Annotated in this window: 11 protein-coding genes; 7 read left to right on the top strand and 4 right to left on the bottom strand. The window is 61.9% G+C overall.

The annotated features are described in order from the left end of the window. Positions 1-441 precede the first annotated feature (441 nt). Entirely contained in the window at positions 442-1,932 is a 1,491-nt protein-coding gene (locus GPK89_RS11505; RefSeq protein WP_215693281.1) for a DUF1846 domain-containing protein, read from the bottom strand. Between the two features lie 68 nt (positions 1,933-2,000). Here GPK89_RS11505 and GPK89_RS11500 point away from each other — a divergent pair, with 68 nt between their 5' ends. From GPK89_RS11500 to GPK89_RS11490, 3 genes are read left to right on the top strand one after another with little or no spacing between them, the layout of a single operon-like run. After that, on the top strand, positions 2,001-4,085 hold the full coding sequence (locus GPK89_RS11500; RefSeq protein ID WP_215693279.1) for a peptidoglycan-binding domain-containing protein: 2,085 nt from the start codon (positions 2,001-2,003) through the stop codon (positions 4,083-4,085). A gap of 3 nt (positions 4,086-4,088) precedes the next feature. Further along, entirely contained in the window at positions 4,089-4,778 is a 690-nt protein-coding gene (locus GPK89_RS11495; protein WP_215693277.1) for a peptidoglycan-binding domain-containing protein, read from the top strand. Between the two features lie 57 nt (positions 4,779-4,835). Beyond that, positions 4,836-5,411, top strand: coding sequence for a nitroreductase family protein (locus GPK89_RS11490; protein WP_252261643.1), 576 nt, complete (start codon positions 4,836-4,838; stop codon positions 5,409-5,411). Between the two features lie 179 nt (positions 5,412-5,590). Here GPK89_RS11490 and GPK89_RS11485 read toward each other — a convergent pair whose 3' ends face one another. Further along, the gene (locus GPK89_RS11485) at positions 5,591-7,159 is read right to left on the bottom strand and encodes an alpha-amylase family glycosyl hydrolase (protein ID WP_215693276.1); all 1,569 of its coding nucleotides are present in this window, start codon (positions 7,157-7,159) and stop codon (positions 5,591-5,593) included. A gap of 356 nt (positions 7,160-7,515) precedes the next feature. Here GPK89_RS11485 and GPK89_RS11480 point away from each other — a divergent pair, with 356 nt between their 5' ends. From GPK89_RS11480 to GPK89_RS11465, 4 genes are all read left to right on the top strand, one after another. After that, positions 7,516-9,246, top strand: coding sequence for a carbon starvation CstA family protein (locus GPK89_RS11480; protein WP_215693275.1), 1,731 nt, complete (start codon positions 7,516-7,518; stop codon positions 9,244-9,246). A gap of 183 nt (positions 9,247-9,429) precedes the next feature. After that, positions 9,430-10,353 (top strand): transporter substrate-binding domain-containing protein, encoded by a 924-nt coding sequence (locus GPK89_RS11475; protein WP_215693274.1) that lies wholly within the window; start codon positions 9,430-9,432, stop codon positions 10,351-10,353. Between the two features lie 67 nt (positions 10,354-10,420). Then, positions 10,421-11,245: an amino acid ABC transporter permease gene (locus GPK89_RS11470; protein ID WP_215693273.1), complete on the top strand. Its 825-nt coding sequence runs from the start codon at positions 10,421-10,423 to the stop codon at positions 11,243-11,245. Beyond that, entirely contained in the window at positions 11,238-11,978 is a 741-nt protein-coding gene (locus tag GPK89_RS11465) for an amino acid ABC transporter ATP-binding protein (RefSeq protein ID WP_215693272.1), read from the top strand. Before GPK89_RS11470 ends, GPK89_RS11465 begins: the two co-directional genes overlap by 8 nt. A gap of 254 nt (positions 11,979-12,232) precedes the next feature. Here GPK89_RS11465 and GPK89_RS11460 read toward each other — a convergent pair whose 3' ends face one another. Both GPK89_RS11460 and GPK89_RS11455 read right to left on the bottom strand, forming a co-directional pair. After that, positions 12,233-15,718, bottom strand: a complete 3,486-nt coding sequence (locus GPK89_RS11460) for a UvrD-helicase domain-containing protein (RefSeq protein ID WP_215693270.1) — start codon at positions 15,716-15,718, stop codon at positions 12,233-12,235. Between the two features lie 16 nt (positions 15,719-15,734). Beyond that, positions 15,735-19,070, bottom strand: coding sequence for a PD-(D/E)XK nuclease family protein (locus tag GPK89_RS11455; protein WP_215693268.1), 3,336 nt, complete (start codon positions 19,068-19,070; stop codon positions 15,735-15,737). Between the last annotated feature and the right edge of the window lie 92 nt (positions 19,071-19,162).

The raw sequence follows: 19,162 nt of genomic DNA, 5'->3' as shown, positions 1-19,162 counted from the left end.
GGCTGTTATGAAGCGCTTTTCGCGGCGTGTCCGCCGCGAAACAGCTTGATTATTATAGCAAGGAGTATGACTCTTGTCAACAGTTTTTTCGGATTTTTTGACAAATTTTGAGATCAATTTTTAGGCAAGGTGTATATTGGGGTGGTAGGTGGTGATAGGTACAAGGGGTTGTAATGGGAAGGTGGGGGGCGGCATGTATGCCGCCCCTACATGGGCGACCTGGCGGGAATAAGGGGCAATAAAGGCAATGTGCAGCGGAGGGGCAAGCCCCCTCCCTACAATAATGCAAGATTAAATTGCAGTAACGGCAAGGTTGCGGGCCGGGCATGCCCGGCCCCTACCGGGGTTGCGAAAGATTATGTGGCAATAAGGGGATGGCCGCCGGGAGGGATAAATCCCTCCCCTACTGCAAAAGGGAGAGGTTGTCCCTCTCCCTTTTGCTTACTTTTTATGGTACATACGGTCGTCTTCTTCGTAGGTGGGTTCGCAGGTCAGGTACATGCCGAGTTTTTTCAGGGTATCGGCGTCAACGCTGGACAGGATGACCGTGGAATGGATATCGCAACCTTTCAAGTTGGGAATCTGCTCCATGGCCTTGGCGGCGTACTCATTCTCGGAAACCGAGCTGGACAGGGCAATCAAAATCTCGTCGGTGTGCAGGCGCGGGTTCTTGCTGCCCAGGTAGTTCGTTTTCAGCATCTGGATCGGCGCGATAGCGCGGGCGGACACCAAATCGATCTCCTGGTCGATGCCTGCCAATTTCTTGAGGGCGTTCAGCAATGCAGAGGATGCCGCGCCCAGCAGCGGGCCGGTCTTGCCGGTGACGATGGTGCCGTCGGCCAGTTCAATGGCAGCGGCGGGTTTGCCGTCGGTAGTCTCCGACGTGGCGTGGGCGCGTTTTTCGACCTCGCGCTGGCCCAGCGCAATGCCTGCCTGGTTCATCAGCAGTTCCAGCTTAAAGCGCTCCTGTTTGACAATGCCGCTGGCCTTCTGGTCACAGAGGCACTTGAAATACCGACGCATGATCTCATTCAGCGAGGCTTCGCGGCAGACCTCATCGTCGATGATGCAGTTGCCCGCCATGTTGACGCCCATATCCGTGGGTGAACGGTAGGGGCTCTTGCCCGCAATCAGTTCAAACATGGCGTTGACGACCGGAAAAATCTCGACGTCGCGGTTGTAGTTGACTGTGGTCTTGCCGTAGGCTTCCAGGTGAAAGGGATCGATCATATTGACGTCGTTCAGATCGGCGGTAGCGGCCTCGTAGGCCAGGTTGACCGGGTGCTTCAGCGGCAGGTTCCAGATGGGAAACGTCTCGAACTTGGCATAGCCCGCCTTGACGCCGCGCTTGTACTCATGGTAGAGCTGGGACAGGCAGACCGCCATTTTGCCGCTGCCGGGGCCGGGGGCCGTGATGACGACGAGCGGGCGCTCGGTCTCGATGTAATCATTCTTGCCGTAGCCGTCGTCGCTAACGATATGGGCCACATCGTTGGGGTAGCCGGGAATCTTGTAATGGCGGAAGGTGCGGATGCCCAGTGCGTTGAGCTTCTGTTCAAAGGCTGTGACTTCAGGCGCGTCGGTGTACTTCGTCACGCAGACGCTGCCCACAAACAGACCCACGCCCTGGAACGCGTCGATGAGACGCAGCACGTCCACATCGTAGGTAATGCCGTAGTCACCACGCATCTTGTTGGCGACGATATCCTCGGCGCTGATGACGACGACGACTTCGGCCTGCTCCTTCAGCTGCAAAAGCATCTGCAGCTTGGAATCCGGCTGGAAGCCCGGCAGCACGCGGGAGGCATGGTAGTCGTCGAAAAGCTTACCGCCAAATTCCAAATAGAGTTTATTGTCAAACTGGGCAATGCGCTCCCGGATATGGGCAGACTGCATCGCAAGGTATTTGTCATTATCGAATCCTATTTTCATCTGCGTTCCCCTTTTCCCTGTCTTTAAACTATATGAATTAAGTATAGCATTTTTCGCGGGCCGTTGCAATGCCATTTTGTGGCGGTACGCTTTCCTGGCCGGAAGAGGCCCTGCGCGCCAACATCATTGCCCAGGTCAGCCTGGCGCTGAACCGCATCTGGACCGAGTGGTACCCCAGCCGGGGATATAGTTTCAACATCACAGGCTCACCAGGGTACGACCAGGCGTATGTCAACGGCCGCACGGTGTTTGCGGTCATGGAGCGGCTGACCGCCGAGTTGTTCAACACCTTTGTGCAGCGCAGCGGCGACGTCGAACCGTACTTTACCGAGTACTGCGACGGCAAGACTGTGACCTGCCCGGGCATGAAGCAGTGGGGCACGGTTGACCGTGCACGGGAGGGGCTGAACGCGCTGCAAATCCTGCGCTACTATTATGGGAACCGCGTGCAGCTGGTGACGACCAACAACATTGCGGCCATTCCGTCCAGCTACCCGGGCAGCCCCTTACGGCGTGGAAGCACCGGGACGCATGTGCGCATCCTGCAAAAGCAGCTGTCCCGCATCGCGAAGGACTACCCATCTTTCGGCAAGCCCGCCGTGACCGGGACGTTCGACGAGGCGACCGAGAACAGCGTGAAAAAATTCCAGAAGCAGTTCGGCCTGACGGCGGACGGCATTGTGGGCAAGGCGACGTGGTACAAAATCAGCTATATCTACGTCAGCGTCAAGGACCTGGCCGAACTGACCAGCGAGGGCGAGACCGCCGAGGGCATCCAAAGCACGGGCGGCTGGCCGGGGACCGTACTGCGGCGCGGCAGCACCGGCAGCAGCGTGGAGCAGGTGCAGTTCTGGCTTTCCGACCTGGCGCAGTTCGATTCGTCGCTGGTACGCGTGAGCGTGGATGGCAGCTACGGCGCAGCGACTGAGCGGGCCGTGCGGGCGTTCCAGCAAAAGCAAAACCTGACGGCGGACGGTGTCGTCGGGCAGACGACCTGGAACGCGCTGTACGCCGCGTGGGTGGACGCGCAGAGCGATTTGGGCGGCACAGCCTGGCCCGGGACGGCACTGCGGCGCGGGGATACCGGCATGGAGGTACGGCTCGTGCAGTTCTGGCTGCGGCTGGCAGCGGACAATTACAGTGCCCTGCGCACCGTGACCGTGGACGGCAGCTACGGCGCAGCAACGGTCAGTGCGGTGACGGCGTTCCAGAGTTTGTTCGGGCTGACGGCTGATGGCGTCGTCGGGCGCAGCACCTGGAATAAGCTGAAAGAGGTCGGCCTGGCGGTGGCAAACAAAATCGTGGCAGCCAATGTCGCACCCGGGCAGTTCACGGCCACGACGCGGGAGGGCAGCAGCGGGACCGCGGTGCGGGCTGTGCAGTATTACCTGCGGCGGCTGGCAGCCTATTACAGCGATGTGCCCACCGTGACTGTGGATGGAAAGTTCGGCGCAGCGACGACCCGGGCTGTCAAGGCGTGGCAGACCCGCGCCGGGCTGACCGTGGACGGCGTGGTGGGGCGGCTGACCTTCCAAAGCCTGTATGACGCCGCACTGGCATTGGACACCAGCGGGCCGGTGGTGCGCACGGTCAGCCTGCCCGCACCCGATGCGGCACTGCGCCCCGGCGATACAGGCGCGGAGGTGCTGCGGCTGAACCGGATGCTGCTGTTCTTGAGCCAGTGGATACCGGAGATCAACTTTACGGCCGGCGGCACACCGGGCAGTACCTTTGACCCCGAGCTGGAAATCGCCGTGCGCAGTGCGCAGCGGTACTTTGGGCTGGACGAGACTGGCGTTGTCACCGCCGGCGATTGGGCTGTGTTCCGCCAGGCAGCGCTTGACCTTCTGGCTGCCAGCCCCGCCGGGGCCAGCCCGAAACCGGGCGGCGTATGGCCCGCCGGGGCGCTGGCGCTGGGCAGCTCCGGCCCTGCCGTTTTACAGGTGCAGCGGTGGCTCAATGTAGTGGCCTCCGTCGACCAGACCGCCGATTTTGTGCCCGAGAGCGGCCAGTTTGACGCCGCGACCCAGGCCGCGCTGGAAAGCTACCAGCTGACTGCCGGACTGGAGCCGCTGGGCGTTGTGGACGCCGACACCTGGGAAAGCCTGCGCCTGGCCGCGCAGGGACTTTGCCGCGAATGTCAGGAGGGATAGGGTATGCCAAAAGTCTATGTGTACGATTCCTACGACAACAAGTTTTTCCGCTACAATTTGAGCGAGAACGACCCGATGCCGTACAGCGCCGACACGACACTGCGGGTTCGGGAGTTCCGCGGGTCCAGCAAAGCCAACGTGCTGTGGACGACGACCGCCGCCATGGAGGCGTGGAATCTGACCCGCCGCACCTACGGCAGCGGCATCCCGGTGGGGTACGCTTTCAAGCGCATCTGGGAGGGTGGCCACGGCACGACGAGCCAGCACTACGCGGGCGTGGCCTTTGACGTGGGGCAGCGCACCACCGCTGCGAACCGCCGCAAGATTTACAAGGCCGCCGTGCGGACCGGGGCGTGGGGGTATGTGGAGCCGCTTTCGATGACGCCGACCTGGGTCCATTTTGACAGGCGGTACGGCAAGCCTGCGTGCCGCAGCACCACAGCGGGCTACCCCACCCTGCGGCGCGGCAGCCGCAGCACGTATGTGTTGATCCTGCAGGACGCGCTGAACGCGCTGGGGTATTCCACCAACACGCTGGACGGCATCTTCGGAAAGGCGACCGAGAACGCGCTGAAAGCCTGCCAGCGGCGGTTCAGCCTGACCGCCGACGGCGTATGCGGGTGCGCGAGCTGGCGGAAGATCGCCGAAGCGACGGTGGGCATCGGGAAAACGGCAACGGTGATTGATGCGTGAACAGGAAACGTGTTATAATGAAAATACGAACTCTATATAATAAGGAAGTGCCTCCAAATGGATATGATGGAATTTCTGCGCAGCCGCCGCACCTACCGGCGGTTTGCACAGCGGGCTGTTGCGCCCGAGATTCTGACCGAAGCCGTTGATGCGGCCCGCATTGCCAGCTGCGGCGCGAACCGCCAGACCGTGCGGTATTGTATTGTGGAAAGCCCCGCCGCTGTGGCCGCCGTGCAGCCGCTGGTGCATTGGGCCGCCTACCTGCCCCGCGAGCAAGGCACGCCGCAGCCCGACGAGCAGCCCACTGCGTTTATCGCCATCTTGCAGGATGACCGTCTGCCCGGTGCGAACGATGTGGACATTGGCCTGGCGCTGGGCAGCCTGACCGCTGCCGCCTGGGCACACGGCGTTGGCAGCTGCATCATGGGGGCCATCGACCGGCCCGCGCTGACCAAGCTGCTGGGTCTGCCCGAGGGACTGCGGCTGTGCTATATGGTCGCACTGGGGTATCCGACGCATGAGAGCCACCTGGTGGAAATACAGGACGGCAGTGTGAAGTATTATCTCGATGAAAACCGCAACTACTGCGTACCGAAGCGCGGGATGGAGGAAATTTTAATTAAGACATTATAATAGTATAGCAAAACCCGCAATCCCGGTTATAACATCGAGATTGCGGGTTTGTTTTGTTGTAGGGGGCGGCGTCCTCGACGCCCCGCGGGCCAATGCGGACATCGACCCCTACACGTAGGGGGCAAATCTCATATCCGCCCGTGGATGTTTATAGGAAAATTGCAGGGCGGTTTTCCATTTCACCCCAAAATTACAAAACTCTGCGCCCCCAGAGACAGGGTATCATTGACGATCTCGGCCTGGCCGATGGTGTACTGAATCTTCAGATCCTCGGCCAGTTCCAGCGGCAGCTCAATGGAGACGCCTGCCGGGTTGACGGCGCAGATCAGGTCGCCGCGCTGCCAGACAAAGGGACGGTAGTCGTCCTTGGCCTTGGGTGCGTACAGTACCTTGAACGGCTCATCGGAGTTCAGGTCCTTGTGGGCATGGCGGAAGGCCAGCAGCGACTTGACGCTGTTCAGCAGGCTGGCGGGGTCATCGGCCTGGGCGGCCACAGTGGGGGCATCCTCGGCGGTGTCCACAGGCAGGTAGATATCCTTTGCGTCAGCGGTGGAGAAGCCGTGGTTTGCGCTGTCATCCCACTGCATCGGGGTACGGGAGCCTGTGCGGAAGTAGCCGCCCTCCTTGGTGGGCAGCGGCAGGTAGCGCATACCGATTTCATCGCCGTAGTAGACAAACGGCGCACCTGGCAGCGTAAAGAGGGTCGCATAGGCCAGGCGCAGTTCCTCCACAGTCAGGCCGGCCGAGGGGCGGATCGTGTCGTGGTTGCAGGTGATAAAGCACCACAGACCGTCCTTGTGGGTGGCCTTGTAGGCCGGCAGGTACTCGTCCAGAAATTTGTCAATGCCGGTGCCGGAGTTCTTGCAGAAGTACGCCTTGCCGATGTTGTGCGGGTTCGAGTCCATCGCACCGTCATAGTTGCGCATGAGCCAGTTGTAGCCGTTGCCCTGCCAATTGAGATAAAAGTCCATGTCAAAGCCGTTTTTCAGCGACATGCGCGGGCCGTTCCACTCGGCGATGAGCGCGGCCTCGGGGTACTCGACATCCAGCATATCCCGGATATTGCGCCAGATTTTGCAGGTGTACTTTTTGTTCTTAGTGTCATTCTTTACAAGGCTCGACGCCATATCGACGCGGAAGCCGTCGCAGCCCATGTCCAGCCAGAACCGCATGACGTCCTTCATGGCCTCCACCGTTGCCACGCAGGCGGGGTCGTCGGTGGGCATCTGCCACTTCTGGTTGATCTTTCCATAGCCGTAGTTCAGCGCAGGCTGGCACTTGAAGAAGTTCAGGATATACGTGCCGTTGCGTTCGGTCTCGCCACCGATGAAGGGCATACCGTCGCCGCTGGCAAAGCAGGAATCCGTCCAGATGAAGCGGTCGGAGTATTCGTTCTTTTCGGGTCGGCAGCTGGCCTTGAACCACTCGTGTTCCTCGCTGGTGTGGCCGGGGACGAGGTCAAACAGGACACGGATGCCCTTCTCGTGGGCAGCTTTGAAGAGGGCGGCGGCGTCCTCGTTCGTGCCGTAGCGCTGGGCGATCTTTTTGTAGTCGCGCACGTCGTAACCGGCGTCTTTAAACGGCGAGTCAAAGCAAGGATTGATCCACAGAGCGTTGCAGCCCAGGCCCTTGATGTAGTCCAGCTTGGCGATAATGCCCTGCAGGTCGCCGATACCGTCGCCGTTGGTATCGTAGAAGCTCTGGGGATAGATTTCATAGAATACTGCGTCTTTGAGCCATTGTTTCATGGTGGGTTCTCCTTTATATAATTAAGTAGAGGTTCTAAAGCCTCCCCTTGAGGACAGACTCCCCTGATGTGGGGGAACCTGCGCATAGCGCCGGAGGGCGGAGCGTTCCTCAAAAGGGGGCCTTTGGGGGTTCCGTGGAAACGTTTCATCCTCTTTCTATATTTTATACTATCCCCTTCCGCACACTTTGTCAACGGCGCATCTTGTACAAAACGTGACATAAATTTTCTACATTTTGCACCAAAAACCTACACATTGCCAAATTATGAACATCATGTTGACAAATTGCGAACAGCGCAGTAAAGTAGAGTGCACAAGCGATTGTAAAATCTAGTAGGAAAGAGGGATCTGTTCAAATGAATACGCTTGTAATCGTTCTGATTGCCGCGGTCGTCCTGGTATGTGCGTACGCAGGATACGGTCGCTGGCTCGCCAAGACCTGGGGTGTTGACCCCAACGCCAAAACTCCCGCTGTGCGGCTGGAGGATGGCAAAGACTACGTTCCCACCAACGGCTGGACTGTGTTTGCACACCAGTTCTCTTCTATTGCAGGTGCCGGCCCTGTCACCGGTGCTATTCAGGCTGCTGCCTTCGGCTGGCTGCCTGTTCTGCTCTGGGTACTGCTCGGCGGCGTCTTCTTCGGCGCTGTCACTGACTTCGGCGCTTTGTACGCTTCCGTCAAGAACGACGGCAAGTCCATGGGCCTGCTGATCGAGAAGTACATCGGCAAGACCGGCCGCAAGCTGTTCCTGCTGTTCTGCTGGCTGTTCTGCGGCATCGTCATTGCTGCCTTCGCAGACATGGTCGCCGGTACCTTCAACGCCTTTGATGCAGAGGGCGCACAGGTCGAGGCTGCCTTCGCCAACGGCTCTGCCGGTATGGTCTCCATCATGTTCATGGTGTTCGCCGTTGTGTTCGGCTTCATCCAGAAGAAGTTCAACTTCTCCGGCTGGAAAGAGGCTGTCATCGGCATCGCCTTCATCGTGCTGTCTTTTGTGGTCGGTATGAACGCCCCCATCATCCTGGGCAAGGCTGGTTGGAGCTATATCACCTTCGTTTACATCTTCTTCGCCGCCGTCCTGCCCATGTGGATGCTGAAGCAGCCCCGTGACTATATGACCACCTTCATGTTTGGCGCTATGATTGCCGGTGCGGTCATCGGTCTGGTCGTTGCCCACCCCACCATGAACCTGCCTGTTTTCACCGGCTTCAACAATGAGAAGCTGGGCACCATGTTCCCCATCCTGTTCGTCACCGTCGCCTGCGGCGCTGTCTCCGGCTTCCACAGCTTGGTCTCCTCCGGTACTTCTTCCAAGACCGTTGAGAATGAGAAAGATATGCTCAAGGTCGGCTACGGTGCCATGGTGCTGGAAAGCCTGCTGGCTGTTTTGGCCCTGTGTGTTGCCGGTGCTGCCGCCGCTGCGGACGGCACCCCTGCCGCCGGTACTCCGTTCCAGATCTTCAGCCGCGGCGTTGCCGGTTTCTTTGAGATGTTCGGCGTGCCCGTCTCCATCGCTACCGTCTTTATGACGATGTGCGTTTCCGCTCTGGCCCTGACCAGTCTGGATGCCGTGGCCCGTATCGGCCGTATGAGCTTCCAGGAGCTGTTCAGCGTTGACGATATGGAGCATGCCGAGGGCTGGCGCAAGCTGTTCTGCAACGTCTACTTCTCTACCTTCATCACCCTGGCCTTCGGCTTCCTGCTGACCCAGATCGGCTATGCCAACATCTGGCCGCTGTTCGGTTCCGCCAACCAGCTGCTGAGCGCGCTGGTCCTGGCTACCCTGTGCGTCTTCCTCAAGGTCACGGGCCGCAACAACAAGATGCTGTTCCCGCCGCTGGTCATCATGCTCTGCGTCACCTTCACGGCTCTGGTGCAGCGCCTGATTGCCATGGTCAAGGCCATCTCCGCCGCTGCGTCCACCGCCATCCCTGCCGGTGAGACCACCTGGGGTGCTGTCTTTATCGCCAACGGCCTGCAGCTGATTCTCGCGATCCTGCTGATCGTCCTGGGCCTGAACATTGTCTTTCACAGTGTCAAGAGCTACAAGAACAGCGAGAAGGACAGCGAAAAAGTTGCTGCGTAATCCAAACAGCACTTGACAAATATACCATCTTAGGGTAATATTTATACAGCCGCAATGGCGCGGCGCAACACTGCACCATTCGGCAGTCATAAGGCATTTGGCCCCGGTGATCCGCACAGTGGAACACCGGGGCTTTTTGCATGAATATGAGGGAATTTTAAGTATCTAAAGGAGAATGCAACCATGAAACTCAAGAATGCTATGGCACTTGGCCTTGCCTCCGTCCTGGCCGTTGGTCTGACCGCCTGCGGCTCCAGCGCCGACACCTCCGCCGTCTCCCCTGCTGACAGCACCGCCGCCGAGAGCACCGTGGCTGCTGCGGACGCCGCCGGTGCCCCGGACGGCGACGGCGACCCCACCACCCTGACCGTTGCCATGGAGTGCGCCTACGCCCCCTACAACTGGACCCAGAGCGACGATTCCAACGGCGCTGTTGCGATCCGCGGTTCCAGCGACTACGCCTACGGCTACGACGTTATGATGGCGAAGAAGATCGGCGAGGCCCTGGGCCAGAAGGTTCAGATCGTCAAGCTGGACTGGGACAGCCTGATCCCCGCCGTCATGAGCGGCGACGTTGACTGCGTCATCGCCGGTCAGTCCATCACGGCTGAGCGCGCCGCCCAGGTTGACTTCAGCGACCCCTATTACTACGCTTCCATCATCACGCTGACCAAGAAGGACAGCGCCTACGCCAACGCCGCCAGCGTGGCTGACCTGGCCGGTGCAACCGCTACCAGCCAGCTGGGCACCATCTGGTATGATACCTGTCTGCCGCAGATCGAAAACGCCAACATCCTGCCCGCACAGGAGACGGCCCCCGCCATGCTGGTGGCCCTGAACAGCGGTGCCTGCGACATCGTCGTCACCGACCGCCCCACCGGCCAGGCAGCACTGGTCGCCTACCCCGACTTCACGTTGCTGGACTTCGGCGGCGGCGACGGTGACTTCCAGGTCAGCGACGAGGATATCAACATCGGCATCTCGATGAAGAAGGGCAACACCGCGCTGAAGGATGCCATCAACGAGGTGCTGGCCACCATGACCACCGACGACTACAATGCCTTGATGGATGAAGCCATCAGCGTTCAGCCCCTGAGCGACAACTAATACCGTCCGCCCCTGCCGTTTTGCGCGGCAGGGGCTTCGGTGTTGAGGAAACATAAAGGAGACTCTCATGCAAGACTTTTTCGCAAACTGTGCCACAGTGCTGCAAAAGTACGGCTTCTCGTACCTGCGCGGCGCGGGCACTACCCTGCTGCTGGCACTGGTCGGCACGTTCTTCGGCTGCCTGATCGGCTTTGCGGTCGGCGCATTGCAGACCATCCCGGTGGATAAGCAGCGCGACCCGGTGTGGAAGCGCGTGCTCTTGAAAATTCTGCACATCTTCCTGCGCTGCTATGTGGAGCTGTTCCGCGGCACGCCCATGATCGTGCAGGCTGTGTTCATCTACTATGGCCTTTTGCAGGTTTTCGGCATCAAGATGGGTATGTGGCAGGCCGGCTTCTTCATCGTGTCCATCAACACCGGCGCGTATATGGCCGAGACAGTCCGCGGCGGTATCGTGTCCATTGACCCGGGCCAGACCGAGGGCGCAAAAGCCATCGGTATGAACCACTGGCAAACGATGATCCACGTCATTCTGCCCCAGGCACTGCGCAACATCATCCCGCAGATCGGCAACAACTTCATCATCAACATCAAGGATACGTCGGTTCTGTCCGTTATCTCCATCACCGACTTGTTCTTTGTACACAAAAGCGTTGTCGGCGCACTGTACACCTACTTTGAGAGCGCGGCCATCGTCATGGTCATCTACCTGACGATGACGCTGTTTGCCAGCTATCTGCTGCGCTTGTGGGAGAAAGCGCTGGACGGCCCGCAGAACTACGACCTGAACACCACCGACTCGCTGGCCTACACCAGCGGTATGTACAACGCCCCGGACCCGAACCACGAGTCCCAGAATCTGGATATGAAGGGAAGTGCAGCCCATGTCTGAGCCTGTTATCGAGGTGCGCCACCTCTCCAAGAGCTTCGGCACCCACGTTGTCCTGCGTGACGTTGACTTTACCGTCAACGCGGGTGACGTCACCTGCATCATCGGTGCGTCCGGCAGCGGCAAATCCACCCTGCTGCGCTGCATCAACCTGTTGGAGACGCCCACGAACGGCAAAGTGCTGTTCCACGGCAACGACATCACCGCCAAGGGATCTGACCCCTGCGCCTACCGCGCCAAGGTGGGCATGGTGTTCCAGAGCTTCAACCTGTTCAACAACATGACTGTGCTGGACAACTGCACGGCAGGCCTGCGCTACGTGCTGCACCAGGATAAAGAAACTGCGCAGAAGACCGCGCTGGAAAACCTGGAAAAGGTCGGCATGGCACCCTATATCCACGCCAAGCCCCGCCAGCTTTCCGGCGGCCAGAAGCAGCGCGTGGCGATCGCCCGCGCCCTGGCCATGCAGCCCGAAGTGCTGCTGTTCGACGAGCCGACGTCTGCGCTTGACCCCCAGATGGTAGGTGAGGTCCTGGCCGTTATGCGCCAGCTGGCGAAGGAGGGTCTGACGATGATCGTCGTCACCCACGAGATGGCCTTTGCCCGCGACGTGTCGAGCCACGTTGTCTACATGGCCGACGGCGTCATCTGTGAGGAAGGCACCCCCGCCGATATCTTTGAGCACCCGCAGAATGCAAAGACGGTGGAGTTCCTGAGCCGGTTTAGACAGGCGTAAATTGGTATAAATACTAAAGGTCGTGCTGACGATGGATTGTCGGCACGACCTTTTTTGTTTGTGATATTGGGATACGGCCCGGAAGGGAGGAATCCCGCCCCTACGGATGGCGGAAAGCTCATGACGAAAGATGTAGGGGGCGGCGTCCTCGACGCCCCGCGGAGGGGTCAAGACCCCTCCCTACGATGCAAAAGATAAAGGGGCAGTAATTGCAAGATCGCAGGCCGGGCATGCCCGGCCCCTACAGCCTGTTTTTACGCCAGCGGCACGTCGATCTCGTCGCCGATGGCAAAGCTGTAAATCGTCAGCTTCGTCACGGGGACGCTCAGCCGCTGGGCAAACGCACGGCGGTAGAGCCGCAGCTGGGCGGCGTACTCGTCGATATAGTACTGCGCGTCGCGGCTGCGGTCGGTCTTGTAGTCGAGAATTTCCGCGTGCTCATCAAACACCAGTACCAAATCGGCGATGCCCTGCACGAGCACTTCCGCTTCGGCGGCACTCCCCTGCTGTGCGGCGGGGGTGACTTCGGCGGCGGGCAGGGCCGTGATGAACGGTTCCTCCCGCAGAATTTGTTTCGCATGGCGGATGCGCCGCCAGACTGCACTCTCAAAGAAGGGTCGCACGGCGTCCAGGTCGAGCTTGTCTGCCAGCGCGGCATCCAACAGCTGCAAATCCGTCTGGCGTTTGACCTCGGCGTCCAGGTCGGGGGCTGGGCCGTCGAAGGGTACGCTCTGCATAAAGGCGTGGATGGCGGTGCCGCGCTCGGCCCCGGTCATGCCGGTTTTCTGCAAAAAGGCCGGGCGTTCCAATGCCACCGGGCGGGCCGCATGGGCCACAGCGCTGACGCTGACCTTGGCGGGTACTTTTTCCAGCGCGGCGCGGGGGCTGTGCCAGGCAAAGCTGGCTTTCAGCATTTCGACCGTGGCCGGGTCGGGCTGGGGCGCGCGGGGGGCGGGCGGCTGCTCGGCATTTTCCGGCAGCGCCACCAGACGTATCGTCAGCGGCACCTCCGTTGGGCGGTGGTGGGGCAGAAAGCTCGTGTACCCCCACAGCGCGTCGCTGTCCGGGTGCAGCATGGCGGCAGTCAGTATCCACCCGGCCCAGCTGCCCATACTGCGCATCGACTCACTGCCGGTGGCCTCGGCTGCCGCGCAGAGGGCCGGTGTTTTCAGCGCACTGGCGGTCTTTTTCAGCGGCACGGTGATGATGAGCGCATCCTGGGCACGGGTCAGCGCCACATACAGAACGCGCATTTCCTCGCTCAATGTCTCGTTGCGGATAGCCTGGGCCAGCGCCGCATAGGGCAGCGTTTTGAACCGCTTGGCCGCCCGGGGCGCACGCAGCATAACGCCCACGCCCAGACGGCTGTGGGTCAGCACCGGGCGGATGGCATCGCTCTGGTTAAATTTGTGGTCGGTGTCCGCCACAAAAACGACCGGGAATTCCAGACCCTTGGAGCGGTGTACTGTCATGATGGAGACGCACCCCGGCCGGGTCTGGCCGCCCACGCTTTGGCTCAGGCCGCCGTTGGCTGCGGCGGCGTCCATGGCGCGGATCAGCGCCGGCAGGCCCGCACGGCCTGCACCGGCGGCCCAAGCCGTAAAGCTCAACAGGTCCTCACGGCAGCGCGGGCCGTCGGGCAGTGCGCCCACGGCGGCCAGGTAGCCGGTGCGGGCCAGCAGTTCCTCGATCAGTTCATCCACCGGCAGTGTGCGGGCCAGGCGGCGGTACTCGGTCAGTGCCTCGATAAAGACGGCAAATTGTGCCTGCCCGCCGTGCAGCACCGCACCGTACAGGCTGCCCTCCGGGCAGGCACCGCGCAGTGCCACTAAATCATCCGCCGTGTAGGGGAACAAGGGGCTGAGCAGCACCGCCGCCAGCGGGATATCCTGCGCAGGGTTGTCGATAACGCGCAGCAGCGCCGCGAAGGGGCGGATGTGCGGTTCGTCCAGCAAATCGGTGGCAGAGTCCGCAAACACCGGGATGCCCGCCGTGCGCAGTGCGCCCTCGTAGGCGGCAAAGCCCTTGCGGCCGCGAAGCAGGATACAAAAATCATCGTATTTGCAGGGGCGCACGCCATCCTTTCCGCGCACGGCAAAGCCGGTCTCGACCATTTCGGCAATGCGCCGGGCAATGGCCGCCGCGTCGCCGTCCACATCCGCGCCGTCGATGACGTCGATCTCGCACATACCGCGGTAGTCGCTGTCCTTGCGGCCCACAACAAGGCGCTGGCCGTCGCCGTACTGCACGCCGCCCAGCCCCTCCGAGAAGAAGGTCTCAAACAGGTAGTTGATGCCCTCGATGACGCCGGGCGCACTGCGGAAGTTGGCATCCAGCGCCAGCGTGGCGGGCTTGGACACGGGCTGCGGATAGGGCCGCCACTGCTGCTGTTTGCCCACAAAAATGCTGGGATCCGCCAGACGGAAGCGGTAGATGCTCTGCTTGATATCGCCGACAAAGAACAGGTTGTCGGCCTCGGGCCGGGCCAGCGCAAAGTAGATGGCGTCCTGCAAAGCGTTTGTGTCCTGGTACTCGTCCACCAGTACGGCGGCGTAGCGGGCGCTGACCGTGCGGCAGAGCGGCGTGCGCTCGTTGTCCTCGGTCAGCAAAAGATCCAGCGTCAGGTGCTCATAATCGGCGTAGTCCAATACTTTTTCAGCGCACTTGGCCGCAAAGCAGTTGTCGGCGAAGGTCTGCGTCGCCCGCACCAGCGCGGCCACCAGGGGCGCGGCGCGGCGGCGGTCGGCAGCAAACTCATCGGCTGTGCAGAGCAGCGCGTCCTTGCGCAGGCTCTCCATCTGCTTTTTGGCGCGGTCACGCAGTTCGGATGCCGCGCTTGCGGCCTGGTTGGCGTCCTTGCCGCCCTTGACCGCCCCGGCCCGCCGCCAGCCCGCAAAGACCGTGTCCAGCGCGGCCAGGCACTTATCCCAGTCGCCTTCGGCCAGCCAGTGGCAGAGATTGCCCACCCGGGCCGCGTCGTCCTGCATGACGGCTGTGTAGGCGGCATCGGCTTTTTCGTCCCGGGCTGCAATGGCCGCACCGCTTTCCAGCAGCGTTTTTGCGCCCTGGGCGCGGGCCAGCGCAATGCCCAACAGCTCTTTGCCCCAGGCGGTCTCCTGGGGCGGGGCGTCCTGCTGCCACATTTCGGCAAAAGTATTCAGCGACGCGGCCGGGTGCGGCAGGGCGCGGGTAAAGTGGTAGAGGTCGAGGATGGCGTCCCCGGCCGTGTTGTCGGTACGGCCCCGGTCGTACAGGTCGGCAAAGGCGCGGAAATCCGGGTCTGTGTAGGCGGTCTCCAGCGTGGCAGCCAGCGTTTCCTGCTCAATGCGGGCCAGGTCGGCTTCCTCGGCGGTCTCAAAGTCGGGCGGCACATCCAGCATGGCGAAATGCTGCTGCACAAAATGCAGGCAGAAGGCGTCCACCGTGCCGATGGACGCCCGCTGCAACAGCAGCTGCTGGCGGCGCAGGTTCATGTTGCCGGGGTGGGCGCGGACCTCTTGGGCAAGGCGGGCCGTGATATCCGCCCGCAGCTTGGCCGCGGCGGCATTCGTGAAGGTCATGATGAGCAGTTCGTCCGCGTTGGCCGGGTGCTCGGGGTCGGTGATGAGGCCGACAACACGCTCGACCAGTACGCGGGTCTTGCCGGACCCAGCTGCCGCCGAGACCAGCAGACTGCCGCCCCGCGCCGTGATGGCCGCCGCCTGGGCCGGGGTAAATTGAATTTTGGGTTGTTCAGGCATGGGGGTCTCCCTTATCTTATTCTGCAAATGGGTCGTCTTTTATCGTAATTGTCCGTTCGTGCTCGCCGTCGCGGTGGGCACAGGCGGTGCGGAAGTCACAGTAGGCGCAGGGGGATTTGTTCCCGACGCACAGCGGCTCGGCGTCGATTTTACCGCTGTACAAATTCGCCGCCATATCGATCAGCAGGCCGTCCAGGTGATCCCGGATGCGGCCCAGCTTGGCCTCGTCGGCCAACGTGCTTTTGCCGTTGGTCACCTTGCCGGTCTTGGCGTTGAAATTCAGCGGCACAAACTCGCCGGTGCCCTTCGTGTCCATGGCACGGTAAACGCTCTCATCGTCCAGCAGCAGGCCGTTCATCGGGTAGCTGGGCGTGGGGTCGCCGTCCTCGGTCAATTCACGGCGCTCAACGCTCTCGGGCGCGGGATCTGCCAAAAGGTACTCCACACCCGCCGCCGCTGCCCCCGGGAACTGCGCCCCGGCGTTGCGTTCCAGCGTAAATAAGTACAACAGCATCTGGCAGTCCAGGCCGCAATAGACTTCCTTTAATTTAAACTCTTTGCCGCCGGTCTTGTAGTCCACGACCCGCAGGTAGGTCTTGCCCAGTTTTTCCAGCGGCATGGCGTCCACGCGGTCGATCGTGCCCACCACCCGCACGGTGTGCCCGGCGTCGTCGCACAGTTCCACCGGGTCAATGCGGGGCGCGCCGGGGTCGTCGGCATCGGGGCGGTCGTCGATGCGCAGTTCAAACGCCACCGGCTGGAAGCCCGACTGGCGCAGATCGCGCTGGATGAAGCCCAACAGCCCCACCAGATTGCGGCGGATGCGGGCCACCAGATATTCCATCCGCACGGTCATTCCGGGCAGGTTTTCGGTCACGTACTCGTCCACCAGGTCATTGACCAGTGTTTCCAGCTGCTCCGGCGTCAGGTCGCGGAACGCGGCCCCCTGGCGGCGCAGGGCGTTTTCCAGCACCCAGTGGGTCAGCGTGCCGCTGATGTTCGGGGCCAGCTCGGCCTTCTGGCGTGGCGCAGCTTTGACGATATACTGTAAAAAATACCCAAATGGGCAGTTCTGGTATTTTTCAAACCGGGTGGGGCTGATGCGCAGCCCACGGCCCAGCAGTTTTTCAAGTTCCTCGGTGTTCTCCACCCGCTGTTCCGCACCGGCGGTATCGGCGGCGCGGCGCACGGCCTCGTATCCGGGGGCCAGCGCGGGGTTCGCATCCAGCACGGCCCGCACGGCGGCACCGGCGGCGGTTTCCTCCGTCCCAGGCTGCTGGCTGAGCAACCCCAGCACATCCAGCGCGGCGGCGGGTGCGGCGGCCAGCTGGGCCGCAGTGGGCGCGTAAGGCGGCACAGCCAGATATTGCAGCACCTGGGCCAGCGCGGCACTGGCGGGGGCGGTGTCCTCACCGTGGGCGGCACTGGGCCAGCTGAGCCAAAGGTACTTCCGCGCCACAGTCAGCGCCTTGTAGAAGCAGATGCCCTCGCGCAGCACCTTGTTGGCAAAGCAGTCGGGCAGTTCTGCGCCGTTCTCCATCATCATGTCACGATCGGCATGGGTCAACAGCCCCTGGTCGCCGGGCGTCTGGGGAAACTCGCCCTCCAGCAGTCCCACTACAAAGACGGCGTCGGTCTCGGGCAGGCGCATACGGCCCGCCGTCGTCACGATGACGCTGTCCAGACTTTGGGGGATGTGCCCCATGTCGGTGGTACGCAGCAGCAGGGTGAACAGCTCAGCGTAGTCGGCGGGGGGTAAAATTTCATCGCCCAGCAGCCGGGCCAGCTGGTCCAGCAGGCCCATGACGGTGTTCCACTCCCGCAGAACTTCATCGGCGGCGGGCAGACGGCCCTGCGTGCGCAGCTCTCCGGCCAGGCGGTCCAGTGTTTTCTCTGCGCCGAGGGCCTGCAAAAAGATAAAAATTTGCTTGGTCAGCGCGGCGGCGGGCGCACCGGACGCTTTGGCGATAAAGTCCGCGACCTGCTCCATGATAAAGGCGCGTGCGGCCTCGGCGTCGGCCAGCGTTCGTTTATCCTGCTCTGTGTCGTGCCCCGCATAGCCAGCTGCGCTGCGGGTGAAGGGCACACGCCAATCGGCAGCGGTCAGCCGCCAGGTGTAGGCGTAATTTTCCAGTGCGCACTGCTGGGTGTCGGGCAGATCCACAAGGCCGGTTTTCAGCAGGCGCAGCACGCTTCGGCTGGACACGCCACGCAGCAGGTCCAGCGCCGCGTGGACGGCCCGGGCCGGGGCGGTGTTCTCGGGGCTTGTAGCTTCGTCGCAGAAAAGCGGGATATTTTGCAGCCGGAACTCGTACCGCAGGGGGGCCAGATATTGGTCCGCATTGCGGCAGATGACCGCCATGCGGCTGTACGGCGTGCCCTGCCGGGCGCGGGCGGCGATCTCGGCAGCCACGGCCTTAGCCTCGGCCTGGCGCGATGCCGCCGCGTGGTAGGTGATGGCCGGGTGCGCGGGGTCAACGGTGACGTCCGGCGTGTAGGCCGGGTCGGCCAGCAGCAGGTTCAGCTCGGCCAGGGCCGGGGCGTCGGCGTGGCGGCGGTCGTCGGACAGCACGACGGTGTGTGTCGGGATGGCAGCATCCGCGGCCATACGTTTTAACGTATTGACAACATTTTTTGCACCGCTGAACAGCCCCATGCCGCCGGCGGTGTCCTGCTCTCCGTCGCAGCACAGGCAGACCGTGACGTCGGCTGCCGGCAGCATAGCAGCCAGCAGGGCACGCTTCGGCGCGTTGAAGGTATCAAACTCGTCTATGTAGACCGCGCAGCCCGCGAAAAAAGCTGCGTCCAACCGCTCGGCGGCGCGCTGCTGGCGGTCGCCGGGATCCATGGCGCTCTGGGCCAGCAGCCCCTCGTAGGCGTTGTAGATCAGCGCCAGTTCGCTGAGTTTTTCGCGGTCAGCGCCGGGGGCGTTGGCGTACTGGGTCAGCATTTCCGGCGTTACACCGGCGCTTTTCAGTTCGTTGATGGTCTGTGCCGCTTTCTCGCAGAAAGCCGCACTGCGGCGCTGGCGGTTGTAGTAGACGACCTTGTCCAGCAGCGAATCCGTCGCGCGGCGCAGCAGCAGGGCGCGGCCCGCCTCGGTCAGGGTGGGCACCGCCGCCCCGCCGTAACGGCGCAGCAGGGCCTCCGCCAGCGAGGTGAAGGAGTAACTTTCCACATAAGCGGAAAGGCTGTCCCCCAGGGTGCGGTAGAGCTGCCCTTCGGTGGAGGAGGTGAACTGTTCCGGTACGATGAGGATGCTGCGCTCCCCGCGTTCCGCACGGGCGCGCAGTTCAGCCAGCATCTGATAGGATTTGCCCGAACCGGAGGGGCCGAGGATGAAGTTTAGCATGGCGGTGTCCTTTCTAATAGCCTTCTCCCTTGGGAGAAGGTGGCCCGAAGGGCCGGATGAGGGGCGCATATGCCGCAGCGGCCCATTTGCGG

The organism is Gemmiger formicilis (genome assembly GCF_018784445.1).
GTDB lineage: Bacteria > Bacillota > Clostridia > Oscillospirales > Ruminococcaceae > Gemmiger.
Note: the sequence above shows the minus strand (reverse complement) of the source record. Positions and strands in the feature narration are given on the sequence as shown.